Origin of the sequence: Pseudorhodoferax soli, from assembly GCF_003337555.1 — a bacterium.
GTDB lineage: Bacteria > Pseudomonadota > Gammaproteobacteria > Burkholderiales > Burkholderiaceae_C > Pseudorhodoferax > Pseudorhodoferax soli.
In genome coordinates this window covers 547,956-562,998 of record NZ_QPJK01000005.1, presented here as the reverse complement: position 1 = coordinate 562,998, position 15,043 = coordinate 547,956, and the positions used below count along the sequence as shown (strand labels likewise).

The 15,043-nt window shown below is 71.0% G+C and carries 13 protein-coding genes and 1 pseudogene; 8 read left to right on the top strand and 6 right to left on the bottom strand.

Annotated elements, in window-relative coordinates; translation table 11 throughout:
• Window positions 1-38: 38 nt before the first annotated feature.
• The 5 genes from DES41_RS20475 to DES41_RS20455 all read left to right on the top strand — a co-directional run bounded on the left by DES41_RS20475 (window position 39) and on the right by DES41_RS20455 (window position 5,179).
• Window positions 39-305, top strand: coding sequence for a pentapeptide MXKDX repeat protein (locus tag DES41_RS20475; RefSeq protein WP_114469481.1), 267 nt, complete (start codon window positions 39-41; stop codon window positions 303-305).
• A 39-nt stretch (window positions 306-344) separates the two neighbouring features.
• Window positions 345-1,622: a cytochrome c biogenesis protein DipZ gene (locus tag DES41_RS20470; RefSeq protein WP_114469480.1), complete on the top strand. Its 1,278-nt coding sequence runs from the start codon at window positions 345-347 to the stop codon at window positions 1,620-1,622.
• On the top strand, window positions 1,619-2,359 hold the full coding sequence (gene msrA / locus DES41_RS20465) for a peptide-methionine (S)-S-oxide reductase MsrA (protein WP_211333016.1): 741 nt from the start codon (window positions 1,619-1,621) through the stop codon (window positions 2,357-2,359). The genes DES41_RS20470 and msrA overlap by 4 nt, the downstream gene beginning before the upstream one ends.
• Before the next feature lie 17 nt (window positions 2,360-2,376).
• Window positions 2,377-2,877 (top strand): peptide-methionine (R)-S-oxide reductase MsrB, encoded by a 501-nt coding sequence (gene msrB, locus DES41_RS20460; protein ID WP_114469479.1) that lies wholly within the window; start codon window positions 2,377-2,379, stop codon window positions 2,875-2,877.
• A gap of 127 nt (window positions 2,878-3,004) precedes the next feature.
• The gene (locus DES41_RS20455; protein WP_147282905.1) at window positions 3,005-5,179 is read left to right on the top strand and encodes a hypothetical protein; all 2,175 of its coding nucleotides are present in this window, start codon (window positions 3,005-3,007) and stop codon (window positions 5,177-5,179) included.
• Here DES41_RS20455 and DES41_RS20450 read toward each other — a convergent pair.
• The 4 genes and pseudogenes from DES41_RS20450 to DES41_RS20435 all read right to left on the bottom strand — a co-directional run bounded on the left by DES41_RS20450 (window position 5,176) and on the right by DES41_RS20435 (window position 9,142).
• Window positions 5,176-5,406: a hypothetical protein gene (locus DES41_RS20450; RefSeq protein WP_114469477.1), complete on the bottom strand. Its 231-nt coding sequence runs from the start codon at window positions 5,404-5,406 to the stop codon at window positions 5,176-5,178. The two genes, DES41_RS20455 and DES41_RS20450, sit on opposite strands and share 4 nt — an antisense overlap.
• A gap of 144 nt (window positions 5,407-5,550) precedes the next feature.
• Window positions 5,551-6,687 (bottom strand): SLC13 family permease, encoded by a 1,137-nt coding sequence (locus DES41_RS20445; protein ID WP_114469476.1) that lies wholly within the window; start codon window positions 6,685-6,687, stop codon window positions 5,551-5,553.
• A 169-nt stretch (window positions 6,688-6,856) separates the two neighbouring features.
• Window positions 6,857-8,234: pseudogene (locus DES41_RS20440) on the bottom strand (sigma-54-dependent transcriptional regulator).
• Window positions 8,219-9,142: a sensor histidine kinase gene (locus DES41_RS20435; protein WP_114469475.1), complete on the bottom strand. Its 924-nt coding sequence runs from the start codon at window positions 9,140-9,142 to the stop codon at window positions 8,219-8,221. Before DES41_RS20435 ends, DES41_RS20440 begins: the two are co-directional and overlap by 16 nt.
• Window positions 9,143-9,392: 250 nt before the next feature.
• On the opposite strand from DES41_RS20435, the gene DES41_RS20430 reads away from it, so the two are divergent.
• The 3 genes from DES41_RS20430 (at window position 9,393) to DES41_RS20420 (ending at window position 12,457) form a co-directional block, all read left to right on the top strand.
• Window positions 9,393-10,169 (top strand): enoyl-CoA hydratase/isomerase family protein, encoded by a 777-nt coding sequence (locus tag DES41_RS20430; protein ID WP_114469474.1) that lies wholly within the window; start codon window positions 9,393-9,395, stop codon window positions 10,167-10,169.
• A gap of 1 nt (window position 10,170) precedes the next feature.
• Window positions 10,171-11,142 carry a Bug family tripartite tricarboxylate transporter substrate binding protein gene (locus DES41_RS20425; RefSeq protein WP_114469473.1) on the top strand — a complete coding sequence of 324 codons (972 nt, stop codon included), beginning with the start codon at window positions 10,171-10,173 and terminating at the stop codon, window positions 11,140-11,142.
• A 97-nt stretch (window positions 11,143-11,239) separates the two neighbouring features.
• On the top strand, window positions 11,240-12,457 hold the full coding sequence (locus DES41_RS20420; protein WP_114469472.1) for an acyl-CoA dehydrogenase family protein: 1,218 nt from the start codon (window positions 11,240-11,242) through the stop codon (window positions 12,455-12,457).
• A 105-nt stretch (window positions 12,458-12,562) separates the two neighbouring features.
• Here DES41_RS20420 and DES41_RS20415 read toward each other — a convergent pair whose 3' ends face one another.
• Together DES41_RS20415 and DES41_RS20410 are read right to left on the bottom strand one after the other, a co-directional pair.
• Window positions 12,563-13,117 carry a DUF427 domain-containing protein gene (locus DES41_RS20415; RefSeq protein ID WP_114469471.1) on the bottom strand — a complete coding sequence of 185 codons (555 nt, stop codon included), beginning with the start codon at window positions 13,115-13,117 and terminating at the stop codon, window positions 12,563-12,565.
• A 150-nt stretch (window positions 13,118-13,267) separates the two neighbouring features.
• Window positions 13,268-15,019, bottom strand: a complete 1,752-nt coding sequence (locus DES41_RS20410; RefSeq protein ID WP_114469470.1) for a tannase/feruloyl esterase family alpha/beta hydrolase — start codon at window positions 15,017-15,019, stop codon at window positions 13,268-13,270.
• Window positions 15,020-15,043: the final 24 nt, after the last annotated feature.

The following is a 15,043-nucleotide window of genomic DNA, read 5'->3' as shown; positions in this document are numbered from 1 at the left end:
TCTTTCAAACCATCGACTCTCTCCCAAGGACAACTGCCATGAACAAGCTCACCACCACCCTGCTCGCCACCTTCATCGCCATCGGCTCGGTCTCGGCTTTCGCCGCCGACGAAATGAAGAAGGATGGCATGGCCAAGGACAGCATGGCCAAGGACGGCATGAAGAAGGACTCCATGGGCAAGGACGCCATGGGCAAGGACGCCATGGCCAAGGATGGCATGAAGAAGGATTCCATGGCCAAGGACGGCATGGCCAAGGACTCCATGGCCAAGGACGGCATGAAGAAGGACGCGATGAAGCCGTAAGCGCAACCCCGCCCCACCAGCGCCGCCACAAGGACACCCATGGTCTATTTCATCCTGTCGTACCTGGCCGGGGCGCTGACCCTTTTCGCTCCCTGCATCCTGCCGGTCGTGCCCTTCGTGTTCGCACGGGTCGACCAACCGTTCCGCACGAGCGGCCTGCCGCTGCTGGCCGGCATGGCGCTGACCTTCGCTGCCGTGGCCTCGCTGGGCGCCTTCGTCGGCGACTGGGCGGTGCAGGCCAACGAGTACGGCCGCACCGCCGCGCTGGTGCTGCTGGCCGCGATGGGCGCCATGCTCATCGCACCGCGGCTGGCCCTGCTGGCCACCCGCCCCCTGGTGGCCATGGGCAACCGGCTGTCGGCCACCGCGTCGCAACCCGGCGGCCGGGAACGCAACCCGGCCACCCTCTCCTTCCTGCTCGGAGCCGCCACCGGGCTGCTCTGGGCGCCCTGCGCCGGCCCGGTGCTGGGCCTGATCCTGACCGGTGCCGCGCTGCACGGCCCGTCGGTCCACACCTCGCTGTTGCTGCTGGCCTACGCCCTGGGCGCCGTCAGCGCGTTGGCCGTGCTGCTCGCGGTGGGCCAGCGCACCTTTGCCGCGCTGCGCCGCACCATGGGCATCGGCGAAGGGCTGCGCAAGGCCGTCGGCGTGGCCGTGCTCGCCGGCGTCGCCGCGATCGCACTCGGCCTGGACACCGGCACCCTGGCTGAACGCTCGCTGCCCGGCGCCAACGGGCTGGAGCAGCGGCTGATCGACCGCTTGCGGCCCCAGCCTGCGAGCGCCCCCGCCGCCATGCCGGCCGGCGGCTTCCTGCGCGTGCAGGCGCCCGCGCCGGTGCCTCGCCTCGACCTGCCGGTGCTGGGCGCGATGCCGCCCATCGAAGGCGCGGTCGGTTGGCTCAACTCCCCCGCGCTTTCGGCGCAGGACCTGCGTGGCAAGGTGGTGCTGGTCGACTTCTGGACCTTCGGCTGCATCAACTGCCGCAATGCCCTGCCGCATGTGCGCGAATGGCATCGCAAGTACAAGGACCAGGGCCTGGTGGTGTTGGGCGTGCACACCCCCGAGTTCGCCTACGAGAAGAACACCGCGAATGTGCAGCGCGCGCTCGTCGATCTCGACGTGCCGTTTCCGGTCGCGCTGGACAACAACTTCGCCATCTGGCGCGCGTTTCGCAACAACTACTGGCCGGCGCTCTACTTCGTCGACGCCAGGGGACAGATCCGCTTCCACCATGTCGGTGAAGGCGCGTACGAGAAGTCGGAGCAGGTGATCCAGCAACTGCTCGATGAAGCCAGAAAGGAACCAAGGCCGTTATGAAAAATACTGTCACCACCAGCCAACCCGTCCTGTCGCGGCGCGGCACGCTGACCGCCATGAGCTTGCTGCTGACCGGTGCCTTCGCCGCGTGGAAGGCCCTGCCGGCGATGGCCGCCGAGAGTGCGGTCGCCATCCCGCCACCCAAGGATGCCGGCACCCCGGCAGCCGGGGCCACCAGCGAGACCGCGGTGCTCGCAGGTGGCTGCTTCTGGGGCGTGCAGGGCGTGTTCCAGCACGTCAAGGGCGTCACGCGCGCTGTCTCGGGCTACGCGGGCGGCGAGGCGCGCACGGCCAACTACAACGCCATCGGCTCGGGCAGCACCGGCCATGCCGAGGCCGTGCGGATCACCTACGACCCGCGCGAGATCGGCTTCGGCCAGATCCTGCAGATCTACTTCTCGGTGGTGCACAACCCCACGCAACTCAACCGGCAGGGGCCGGACTTCGGCACGCAATACCGCTCGACCATCTTCGCGCAGAGCGCCGAGCAGGCCCGCGTGGCCAAGGCCTACATCGCGCAGCTGGACCAGGCCCGCAGCTTCGGCGCGCCCATCGCCACCACCATCGAGCTGGCCAAGCCGTTCTACGACGCCGAGGCCTACCACCAGGACTACATGACGCTGCATCCCAACCAGCCCTACATCGCCATGCACGACCTGCCCAAGCGCGAGAGCCTCAAGCGCGTGTTCCCCGACCGCTACCGCGACAAGCCGGTGCTGGTGGGTGCGAGCACTTGAACTGGAGGACCATCGTGATGAACGCCCGCAGACAACTGTTCCGCGCGCTGGGTGCCGGCGCCTTGCTGGCCGGCCCCGGCTGGGCGCTGTTGCCCACCGCGCGTGCGGCCAAGGCCTATGCCGTGAGCCGCACCGACGCCGAATGGAAGGCCCAGCTCACGCCCCAGCAGTACCAGGTGCTGCGCCAGGCCGGCACCGAGCGGCCCTACTCCAGCCCGCTGAACAACGAGAAGCGGGCCGGCACCTTCAGCTGCGCGGGCTGCCAGCTGCCGCTGTTCTCCTCGGCCACCAAGTTCGAGAGCGGCACCGGCTGGCCGAGCTTCTGGAAGCCGCTGCCCGATGCGGTGGACAACAAGAGCGACCGCAGCTTCGGCATGGTGCGCGACGAGACGCTGTGCGCACGCTGCGGCGGCCACCTGGGCCACGTGTTCGACGACGGCCCCAAGCCCACCGGGCTGCGCTATTGCATGAACGGGCTGGCACTGGCGTTCACGGCCGGCACTGCGCCGCCGGCCTGACCTCTCGCCGGCCTGACCTCTCGACTGGCGGCCAGGCCGCTGTCGATCCCGCAAAGCCGGGATGGACCGCCCCCCCGTCGCAGCGCACCATGCCGACCGGCACGGCTGCGATGAACGGGAGCACACCATGGACGGTCGCAAGCAAGGCGGCATGCGCCTTTCGGCACGCTGGCTGCTCGGGCTGGTGCCGGTTGGCGCGCTGACCCTGGCCGTCCTGCAGTGGCTGAACCACGACCGCGTGCACGGCGCCCTGTGCGCGCTGGACGGACTGGCGTGCACGGGGCCCCTGCTGCCCACGGCTTTCGACATGCAGGGCATGCCCAGCCAGCTGCCCGCCACGCTGCTGGCCGAGCCGCTGCACCTGCACGCCGACACCGGCTTGCTGCGCCGCAGCTGCGCCGGCGAATGGGTGCTGGGGTTCGGCGCCCGCATGCAGCTCGATCCGGTGTCCGTGGGCGAGCGCCTGGCCAGCGGGTCCGGCTGCGTCGATGTGCTGCGCCAGGGCCTGCATGCCAGCATGGCCGCTGGCCGGCTGCGCCATGGCGACTGCGAAGCCACGCTGGAATCGGCCACGCTCGACTGGACCGGCGCACTGACCGCCACGCTGCGCGCCCGGCTCGCCCCGCAAGCGGCGGCCGGCTGCGCCGCGCTGCTGCCGGCCGCCCTGGCGACTGCGCTCGCGCAGCCGGCCGGCGTGCAGCGCGTGGAACTGGGCCTGCGCTACGGCCTGCCCTACACGCGGCGCGAGGCCATGTTGGCGAGCCCCGGCAATGCAGAAGGCCCGACAGGCTGGGTGCGCCGCGCCCTGGCCGCCGCCGACACGCTGCAGCAGCTGCGCATCGACCTGCCGGACGGCAGCGTGTCGCTGCAATTGGCCAGCACGCCCGGCGCGCCGGCGACCGGCAGTTCACCGGCACTCACGCTCACTGCGCAGGCGCAGGGCAGCGTGGTCCGGCTGCTGCCCGAGGCGGTGAAGCCGCTGCTGGCCGCGCCGGCGCCGCTGACGGTGCGCTGGCACCTGGACCACGAGGAGGGCGCCGTGCAGGTCGACGGGCAGCGCTTCGAACGCGTGGCCGCGCAGCAGCGCCCGCCCGGCCCGACGCCGCTGCCGGCGGCCGAGTGCGGGCCGGCCCACGCGGCCGCGCCCGCGGCGCTGCACTTCGTCGAGGCGGACGACAGCGGCCAGCCGGTGGACCCGGCCCAGTCCACGGCGCTGTTCGGCGCGGTGGACGATGCGGTGGCCGGCCCGGGGGCGCTGGTCGCCGTCTTCGTGCACGGCTGGCAGCACTCCGCAGCCACCGGCGACAGCTACGTCTGCGACTACGGCAGGCTGATCGGCGCCATCGACACCATGGAGCAGCAGGCTGCCCGCGCCGCCGGCCGGCCAGCCCGCACGGTGCTGGGCGTGTACGTGGGCTGGCCCGGCCGCCTGTATGCCGGCGAGATCGCCAACGGCACGACCTTCTGGAACCGCCTGCAGGCGGCCGACCGCCTGGGCGCCCAGGGCGCGTTGCTGCGGCCCTTGATCGCCGGGCTGGCGCAGCGCGTGGCCCGGGGCCGCCCCGATCCGCGTGCCGACCGGCGCAGCGCCCTGGTGGTCACCGGCCACAGCCTGGGTGCGCGTGCCGTCTTCCAGTCGCTGCGCGACGCGCTGCTCTTGCCGGACGGCAGTGCGCAGGCCGCGGCGCGGCCCGACCTGGTGCTGCTGGTCAACCCCGCCTTCTCGGCCGAGCAGTACCGCGGCATCCACGACCGGGAGCGCCGGTGCGAGCCGATCGGCATGCCCCTGGTGTCCTTGTCGTCGGAAGCGGACCTGGTCACCCGCCAGGTCTACCCGGCCGGCCAGGCCGTGACCTTCGATGCGGCGGCGCGCCAGGCCGCACCCTTCCCGGAGCACGTCTACACGGCCGCCAACTTCGGCGCGTTCGTCACGCACCGCTTGCGCATGGAGGTGCTCGATGGCCAGCCGCCGCGCCCGGACGGTGCGCAGACCATCGTGCGCGGGTTCGCGCGGGTGCCCGCCGGATCGAACGAGCTGTACGCCGACAACCCGGTGACGGTGTTCCACCAGCCGCACAGCGGCCGCCCGGCGCCCGGCGACGCCTGGTACCGCCTGCATCTGCAGCCGGTGGCCGGGGCGACGTCGCCGTGCCCGCAGGATGCGTCGCGCGTGGTCGAGGTCGACGCGCGCGTGCTGCCGGACCACGGCACCGTCTTCACGCCGGCCTTCATGGAATACGTGGTGCGGCTGCTGAACCGCCAGACCATGGCGCACGCCAGCGCGTCGGCGCCGCCGCGCTAGCCTTTGCAGGCGCCAGGACCATGGCGATTGCCCGCCTGCACCGGGGGACCCGGGCGCCCGGCGGGACCGGCGTAGAGCTCCTGCATGGACTCGGCCGTGAGGCCCATGGCGGTGGCTTCGAGCGCACTGCCCTGCGCGCTGCGGCTGCCCCAGCCGCGCGCATGCACGGTGGTGCCGGGCTGCAGCCAGGGCATCAGCACGGCGCCCACGTGGCGCGGAAAGCGCACGATGCTGCCGCCAGCCAGCGCCTGAACCCTCCGAAATCAACAGCCTGCGAGCGAGCAAGGGGGGCGCCATGGATGCTGGCGGGACAGGGGATGTCCGCTTTGCGGACAGGGGCTGCGGAGCCCGCTCGCGTCAGCCTGGCCGATTCACCCCAGACGCAGGAGCGCGGCAGACGCGGCGCACACCAGCAGGAACGGGATGCTGAGGCGGTGGAATTCGCGCATGCCTTCCGGCAAGCGCGCCAGGCGCAGCGCGATCAGGTTGGCCAGCGAGCCCAGCACGCAGCCGAAGCCACCGACGCTGACACCGGCCGCCAGGGCCGGCAGGTCGCGCACGGTGCCGTCCAGCAGGATGGTGGCCGGGACGTTGCTGATGACCTGCGAGGCCACGATGGCTGCCAGGTAGGCGCGCCAGCCCTCGGCGATGGGCCACTGCTGCAACAGCGCAGCCATGGCTGGCAGCTCGGCCACCTGGCGCAGCACCACGAACATCAGGGCGATGGTGAGCAGCAACGCCCAGTCGATGCCGCGCAGGACGCGCGGCGCGGCCAGTGCGAATGCGCCGAACACCAGGCCCAGGCCGGCCAGCAGCCAGTGGCGGTCGAGCGCGACCACGAAGGCGACGAACAGCCCGGCCGCCAGGGCCAGAAGGCGCGGCTGCACGGCCGCCGCCTCGGTCGCGGGCTTGAGCGCAATCGGCGTGCGCGGCACCAGCCACCAGGCCGCTGCCAACAGCCAGAACAGCATCACGGCCACGGTGGGCGCCATCATGCCCATGAAGCCGACGAAGCTCTCGCCCGAGCGGTGCCACAGGTACAGGTTCTGCGGGTTGCCGATGGGTGTGAGCGCCGAGCCCGCGTTCACGGCCAGCGCCTGCAGCACCACCAGCCGGGCCAGCGGCAGGTGCGCCTGCGTGGCCAGCACGCGCGTGAGCGGCACCAGCAGGAACAGGCTCACGTCGTTGGTGACCAGGGCCGACAGCAGCGCCGCCGCGGCCGTCAGCAGCAGCGCGAGGCCGCGCAGCGTGGACACGCGCCCGAGCAGCCGCTGGGCCGTGGCCTGCAGCATGCCGCTGCGCTCCACCGCCTGGGTGATGGCCAGCAGGCCGGCCAGCGCCCCGATGGTCTGCCAGTCCACCAGCTGCAGCGTGGCCACCGGCCCGCGCGGCTGCCACCAGGCGAGCACGGCGGCCAGGGCCAGCAGGACCCAGAGCAGCGTGTTGCCGGCAGGCGCAGGTGCATCGCCGGCGGCAGGGGACGGGGGAGCGGTGGAAGAGTCGGACATGTTCAACAAAGTGGGCGCACGGCAGTGCAACCCCGGGATGGTTCGATTTCCGTGCCAGCCGGCCGGCCTTGCAGATCAAGGACTTGGCGCACGGCCGGCGCACGCGGTGGATGCAGGCGGACAGCCGGGTGTCTCCTTCGCGGACGTTTCGCGGACGTTTCGCGGCGTCTCAGTCCAACCCGTACTGCGCCATCTTGCGGTACAGCAGCTGGCGGTGGATGCCCAGCGCGCGCGGCCTCGGCGCGGTTGCCCTGGCTGCGCGCCAGCGCTTGGGCGATGAGCTGCCGTTCGAGCCGCTCCACCGCCTCGGGCAGGCCGGCCTGCAGCCAGTCGGCCGGCAGCGCGGCAGCGTCCTGCGCCACGGCCGGCGCGGCGCCGTCCAACCCCAGGTCGGCCGCGTCGATCACCCGCTGGCGCACCAGGGCCTGGCAACGCTCCATGAGGTTGCGCAGCTCGCGCACGTTGCCGGGCCAGCGCTGGCGCACCAGGGCCTGCGCGGCCGCAGCCGACAAGGCCTTGGGCGCCCCACCCTCCTGCCGCGCGGCGGCACGGCGCAGGAAGTGCTCGGCCAGCGGAATGATGTTGGCCAGCCGCCCGCGCAGCGGCGGCAGCCGCACGGTCAGCACATCGAGCCGGTAGAACAGGTCTTCGCGGAAGCTCCCCTCGCGCACGGCCTGCGCCAGGTCGCGGTGGGTGGCGGCGACCATGCGCACGTTCACCTTGTGCGTGCGGTGCCCGCCCAGCGGGGTGACCTCGCCTTCCTGCAGCACGCGCAAGATCTTGGCCTGCACGCCGGCGGCCATGTCGCCGATCTGATCGAGCAGCAGCACGCCGCCGTCGGCCGCGCGGAAGCAGCCGGGCCGGTCGGACGTGGCGCCCGTGAAGGCGCCGCGCACGTGGCCGAACAGCTCGCTCTCCAGCAGCTCCTTGGGGATGGCCGCGCAGTTGATGGCGACGAAGGGGCCGCCGGCCCTGGCCGAGTGGCGGTGCAGCGCGCGCGCCACCATGTCCTTGCCGCTGCCGGTCTCGCCCAGCACCAGCACCGGCGCCGGCGCCGCGCTGGCGGCCGCCAGGCCGGTGCGCTTGTGCACCGCGCGCATGGCCTCGCTCGGTCCCACCAATGCGTCGTCCTCGTCGTCGTTGTCGACCGCATCACCGGCGCCCTGCCCGGCCCCGGCCGGCGCCGCGGTGCGCAGGGCGCGCGCCAGCACGTCGGCCACCTCCTGGCGCGTGACCGGCTTGGCCAGGTGGTCGAACGCGCCCAGGCGCATGGCCTCGATGGTGTTGCCGGCACTCGCGTAGGCGGTCAGCACGATGACCGGGGGAAGGCTGGCCAGCCGGGCACGCAGCGCGGCCAGCACCTCCAGTCCGTCCATGCCGGGCATGCGGTGGTCGAGGAACACGGCCGCGAAACGGGTGCGCACGGCCAGCGCCAGCGCGTCCACCCCGCTGGCGGCCTGCACCGCCTCGTGGCCCAGGCCCTGCAGCGTCTCAGCCAGCGTCTCGCGGCAGGCGTCGTCGTCGTCGACGATCAGCAGGCGTGCCACGACATCTCCAGTTCGAAGCGAGCGCCGGGCGTGCGCGCCACATGGCGCAGTTCGCCGTCGTGGGCCAGCGCCACCTCGCGGGCCAGCGCGAGGCCCAGGCCGGTGCCACCGGCGCGCCCGGTTGCGAAGGGCTCGAACAGCTGGGGCAGCAGGCCGTCGGGCACGCCCGGGCCGTCGTCGTCCACCGCGATCAGCAGCGCCCCGGCGAGCGTGCGCCCGGCCGACAGCAGCACCTCGCCGCCCGGTGGCGCATGGCGCACGGCGTTGTCCAGCAGGTTGTCGACGGCGCGCGCCAGGTGCACCGGGTCCAGGCGCGCAGCCGCTTGCCCGGCGTGGCGCAAGGCCAGCCGCACGCCCCGCTGGGTGGCCTGGCGCTCCACGGCGGCCAGCCGCTCGGCCAGCCAGGCCGGCAGGTCGGTGCAGTGCATCGCCAACTGGACCGGCTGCACCAGTGCCAGCAGGCTTTGCACCAGGCCGTCGAGCCGGTCGATCTGGCCGACGATGGCGGCCAGCGCGTTCTCGGCCTTCAGCCGCATGGCCGCGATGGGGTTGCGGCTCTCGTGCGCGATGCCGCCGGTCATGCGTCCGAGCGCGGCCAGCCGCTGGTCGCGGCTGCGCTGCTGCGCGGCCTGCTGCAGCTGCGCGCGGGCCTGCTCGAACCGCGCCCGGTAGCGGTTGAAGCTGTCGACGATGCGGTCGAACTGCGGCGCGGCCGGCGTGGGCACGGGCACGGATTGCGCGTAGCGTGCCGCAATGGCGCCGCAGGCCTGCTGCGCGACGGCCCGCTGCGTCTCGACCTGGGCGCCGGCGCTGCTGCGGTACAGCACGACCATCACCACGGCAAGCGTGGCCCACAGGGCCACCAGCAGGAGGCCGAACAGGGTGAGCTGGACACGGAGTGAGCGCATGGGGATGGGCAGGCGGCGGCCATGCGCCGCGACGGGCCGGATGATCGCATGCGCGGCATGCGCGGCATGTGCGGCATGTGCGGCATGTGCGGGCGCTGTGGATCGGCCTCCACCCGGCGGCCCGGCCGGCGGGGCAGAGATGCGCCGATCTGCATAGCAGCCCTGCGGCAGCCGGCGTAGCGGCGCCAGGTCAGCGTCCCTAGACTGGCATCTTCGAGAAGACACGCGGCCCGCCGCACATTGGAGACCCATGGACGACCTGACCCAACTCATCTACGCACTCGACGGCCACGTGGCCACGCTGACCATGAACAGCCCGCCCGTCAACGCACTGACGCGCACGCTGAACGACGAGCTCACGATGGCACTGGACCGCATCTCCGAGATGGACGAGGTGCGCGCCGTGGTGCTGACGGGCGCCGGCAAGGTCTTCTGCGCCGGGGCCGACTTGAAGGGCCGCGCATCCGTCATCAAGGGCCCGGGCGACCTGCCCGCGCATTCGCGCCGCACGCGCGAGTGCTTCCACGCGATCCGCGAATGTGCCAAGCCGGTGGTCTGCGCCATCAACGGCGCGGCGCTGGGCTCGGGCGTGGCCATGGCCGCGTCCAGCGACATCCTGGTCGCGTCCGAGAAGGCATCGCTGGGCCTGCCCGAGGTCGACGTCGGCCTGCTGGGCGGCTGCCGCCACGCCATGCGCCTGTTCAGCCATTCGCGGCTGCGCCGCATGGCACTGACCGGCATGCGTGTGCCAGGCGCAGAACTGTACCGGCTGGGCATCGTCGAGGCCTGCGTTGCACACGAGGAGCTGATGGCCACGGCCATGGAGATCGCGCAGACCATCGCATCCAAGAGCCCGGTCTCCACCCGCATGGGCAAGCACACGCTGAACGTGATCGAGGACATGAGCCTGCGCGACGGCTACCGCTACGAGCAGGACATGACGGCGCAGATCGGCAAGACCGACGACGCCAAGGAAGCGCAACGCGCCTTCGCCGAGAAGCGCGCGCCCGTGTTCACGGGCCGCTGAGATGCGCCGCCAACTGCTGCTGTGCGCCGCAGCGCTGTGCCTGGGCGCCCACGCCAGCGCCAGCGCCGCCGACTACCCCGACAAGCCCATCCGCCTGGTCGTGCCCTTCCCGGCCGGCGGCGCCACCGACCTGATGGCCCGCACCCTGGGCCAGCGCCTGGCCGAGCGGCTGGGCAAGGGCGTGGTCATCGACAACCGGGCCGGCGCGGGCGGCGGCATCGGCGCCGAGGCCGTGGCCACGGCGGCACCGGACGGCTACACGCTGCTCTTCGCCACCATGGGCTCGCTGACCATCAACCCCAACCTGTACAGAAGCCTGCGCTACGACCCGGTGAAAAGCTTCGTGCCGATCACGCTGACGCACAGCACCTCCAACCTGTTGGTGGTGCACCCCGGCGTGCCCGCGCAGGACGTGGCCGAGCTGGTGGCGCTGGCCCGCAGCAAGCCCGGCGAGCTGACGTTCGCCTCGGCCGGCAACGGCACCACCAGCCATTTGTCGGGCGAACTGTTCAAGAGCCTGGCCGGGGTCGATCTGACGCACGTGCCCTACAAGGGCAGCGCGCCGGCCATGACCGACTTTCTGGGCGGGCGCATCTCGATGATGTTCGACACCACGTCCAACTTCGTCGACTACGCCAAGACCGGCAAGCTGCGCCCGTTGGGCGTGACGGGCAGCAAGCGGTCCCCCGCCCTGCCCCAGGTCCCGACGATTGCGGAGGCGCCCGGCATGGCCGGCTACGACATGACGCTGTGGCTGGGCGTGCTGGCGCCGGCCGGAACGCCGCAGGCCATCGTCGACACGCTGCACCGCGAGATCGGCGCGGCCATGTCCACGCCCGGGATGGCGCGGCAGATGGCCGATGCCGGCATCGAGGTGCGGCTCAGCACGCCGCAAGAATTTGCCGGCCTGATCCGCAGCGATCTGGCCAAGTGGGGCCAGGTCGTGCAGCGGGCCGGCATCCGCCTGGATTGAAGGGCCGCTGCCTGTCCATCGAGTGACCCGCACAGCCGGGCGCGCGTGCTACCGTCGATCGCCGCGCGCCCGGTGCGGTCCACGCAAGGAGACAACGATGTTCGCCGAACCATCCGCCAAGACAGCCGACCTGCTGCAACGCATGCGGGACTTTTTCGACCGCTACATCTATCCCAACGAAGCGCGCCACCATGAAGAGATGGCCGCCTTTCGCCGTGCCGGCAATCCCTGGCAACTCTCGCCGCTGATCGAGGAACTCAAGCCCATCGCACGCGAAGCCGGCCTGTGGAACATGTTCCTGCCGCACGAGCACCGTGGCGTGCCCGGCATCTCCAACCTGGACTACGCGCCGCTGTGCGAACTGATGGGCCGCGTCTCGTGGTCGGGCCAGGTGTTCAACTGCTCGGCGCCGGACACCGGCAACATGGAAACCATCGAGCGCTACGGCACCGAGGCGCAGAAGGATGAGTGGCTGGAGCCACTGCTGGCCGGCAGGATCCGCTCTGGCTTCCTGATGACCGAGCCGGCGGTGGCTTCGTCCGACGCCACCAACATCCAGTGCTCCATCGTGCGCGATGGCGACCACTACCTCATCAACGGCCGCAAGTGGTTCTCGTCCGGCGCCGGCAGCCCGGACTGCAAGATCTACATCGTGATGGGCAAGACCGACCCGGACGCGCCACGCCACGCGCAGCAGTCCATGGTGCTGGTACCGCGCGACACGGCGGGCGTCAAGGTGGTGCGCCACCTGTCGGTGTTCGGCTACGACGATGCGCCGCACGGCCACATGGAGGTGCTGCTGGAGAACGTGCGCGTGCCGGTGTCCAACATGCTGCTGGGCGAAGGGCGCGGCTTCGAGATCGCGCAGGGCCGCCTCGGCCCGGGGCGCATCCACCACTGCATGCGCTCCATCGGCGCTGCCGAGCGCGCGCTGGAGATGATGGTCGACCGGCTGCAGGCCCGCATCGCCTTCGGCAAGCCGCTGGCCGCGCAGTCGGTCTGGCATGAGCGCATCGCCGAGTCGCGCTGCATGATCGACCAGGCCCGGCTGCTGACGCTGAACGCCGCCTGGAAGATGGACACCGTGGGCAACAAGGAAGCGCGTGCCGAGATCGCGATGATCAAGGTGGTGGCGCCCAACATGTCGTGCAAGGTGGTCGACTGGGCGATCCAGGCGCATGGCGCGGCCGGCGTCAGCCAGGACTTCTGGCTGGCCGAGGCTTACGCCCACCAGCGCACCGTGCGCATCGTGGACGGGCCGGACGAGGTGCACCGCAACGCGATTGCGAAGCTGGAGCTGGCCAAGCGGCGTTGAGGCTGCGGGTGCGGACACGGACGCGCCGTGCCGCACTTCAGCTTTGAGGCCACCCAGAGAATTGCTGCGCCAACTGACGCAGGCCCGATCACCGCAACCGACTGCCTACCAAGCTCCGCTACCGGGTCCGCCTTTGAAGGGCCCAGCCAAGTCCGGGGTGATCCAGCCACCATAGAAGGCCCCAGCCTGTGGATGGGCCTTCGATCCGCCGACGCGGCAGTCGAGATTGTGGGCATAGAAGGCCACACAGTCGGCGAGCGGCTCGGCACCAGACAGGGGTTGGGGGTAGCTCCAGGCCACCTGGTCCAGGCGGCGTGCGCCATCTACCAGATTCCAATACTGCGCCGGTCCCTTCCACTCACAGAAAGAGCCACCGCCAGCGGGCTCCAACAGTCCAGGCTGAACGTCGGCCAGCGGCAGGTAGAACGTCGGTGGGTGGGCCGTTTCGCGGACCGCCCAGGCGGCGCGTGTGCGCGCTACCTCGAGGTGGCCCCAGAACACGACGATCTCACGCGCTTCACGCACGAGCTCTGGCGGCCTCGGGAAATCCCAAACCGACACCTGCCCCAACGCTGGGACATCGGCGAAGGGGGGCCGATCCTTCCCTCGCCAAAGCCACTGCGCACGGGCGCTATCGAGCCACTTGGAGTCGCTGCTCATGGTGGCTCAGAGCATACAAGACGAGGCAAGAATGCCGAGAACCCAAGGCGGTTCAGCACAAACAAGTGCGCCACGAAACTCTTGGGGAAAGGCTGCGCGGCAGCACGGGGCAGGCGTGCCGCGCACCCGGTCGTGCGCGCCCTCCCGCCCCTACTCCACCGTGCAGCGGTAGCTGCCACCCTGGCGCGCGTCCCCCGCGATGTAACGAGGATACGCAGGGTAGCGGCACATCGGTCGCGTCGCGGTGACGGTGTACGGCGGCAGCGCTTCCATGGCTGACAAGACCGGCGCGTCCGCCGGCAGCATGTTCTTCTCCACCCAGTCCGTCGACATGCGGATGAGGTCGACGTACTGCGGCTCTGCGGTGCGGGCCGGCAGGCTCTGCACGCCGCCGTTGTGGTCGCCGTTCGGCAGCATGTAGAAGCGCACATGGCGATCTACCGCGCGCTGTCCGAAGCGCTGCACCAGGCCGTCGTAGTAGCGCATCACCGTGTGCGGATTGGACGCGTAGTCTGAGCCTTGGGCCTTGATGATCAATCGGCCACCCCGCGCGAAGAACCGGCCCAGGTCGGTGTTGGTCGAATCGATGATGGCCGACGACTGCACGATGCGGTCCTTGAATGCCGCCACGGAAAAGTTGCTCAGGTTGAACCCCGGATCCTTGATGATTCCGTAGCTGACGGTCGCGCCCGGCTGGCCCAGTGCCGGCTGGGCCTGCAGGGAAGGCTGGGGCGCGATGTTGAGCCAACCTCCTTCGGACTCGCGGCCCACCTGGTAGCCCGGGAACTCGGACCAGCCATTCGCCAGCGCGAATCCGAAGCGCAGTGGCGCATGCATCTGGTCCAGGGTTTCGATCTGGCGGTCCGAGACACAGGCATCCCCCGTGTCCCCGCCATCAGCGCAACGGATGGCGGCGTAAGGGTGCTGCACTTTCAGCGGATCGAACCGCGCCGAACACGCCAGGTAGTTCGCGATCACGCCATCGGCCAGGCCGTCCAGGGCGTCGCACTGGCGCAGCACTTCCGCCCCGATCGCGACCTGCTTGGCGGGTGGAATCCACCGTGCCCCGGTCTGTGCCGCGGCCAGCAGCGTCTTGTGGATCACATGCGCTGAATAGCCGATCAAGGGCGATGTCGCGACGATGCCGTCGTAGTCCTCCGGGTAGCGTTGGGCCACCTCCATCGCCTCCCGACCACCTTGCGATTGGCCCATGAAGTAGCTGACGCGCGGGCGCGAACCGTAGAGCGTCTCGACCAGCGCGAAAACCGCGTCGTGCGTCTTCTTGAGTGCCGCGTGACCAAAATTGACCCAGGCTTCGTCATTCAGCGCCCAGTCGGCCGCCGTGCTCGACACCTGGTGTCCGGAGTCGCTGCCGAACATCGCGTAGCCGCTGGACAGCGGATAGGGAGCGTCCGGCGGGAATGCCCCACTGGTCGGAGAACCCGAAGCGCCGATGGCAGCGAGGTTGGCCGGGATCGATCCGTTCAGGCCACCGCCGCCGACCTGGATCGTCTTCTGGTTCCACTGCGTCGGAATGTTGAGCTGGAAGTTGATCGGAGGTGCTGCAGGATCGACCGGGCGGATCGACCCGAGGACGCGGCAGTACTCGGGCAGCGCCCGCGTGACCCGTGCCGCGCCCACCAGCTCGGGGGCTGCCGGCACCAGGGTGGCGGACGTGACCGTGCCGCCCGAGGTCGGCAAGCCGACGGCCGCGGCCGGAATGTCCGTTCCGCTCAGTGCGGCACAGCTTGAAAGCGGAGTCTTGAACGCCAGGGCGCTGGTGTCGACGAAGGGGATGTCGGCGTCGCCACCACCGCCGCATGCGCCGATGGCCAGGCAGGCGAATGCAGCGGCGATGCGCGCGGGTGATGGACGCGGAGCCAGGGATTTGGTGTGGGGCACGAGACCTCCTTGGAAGACATGAGA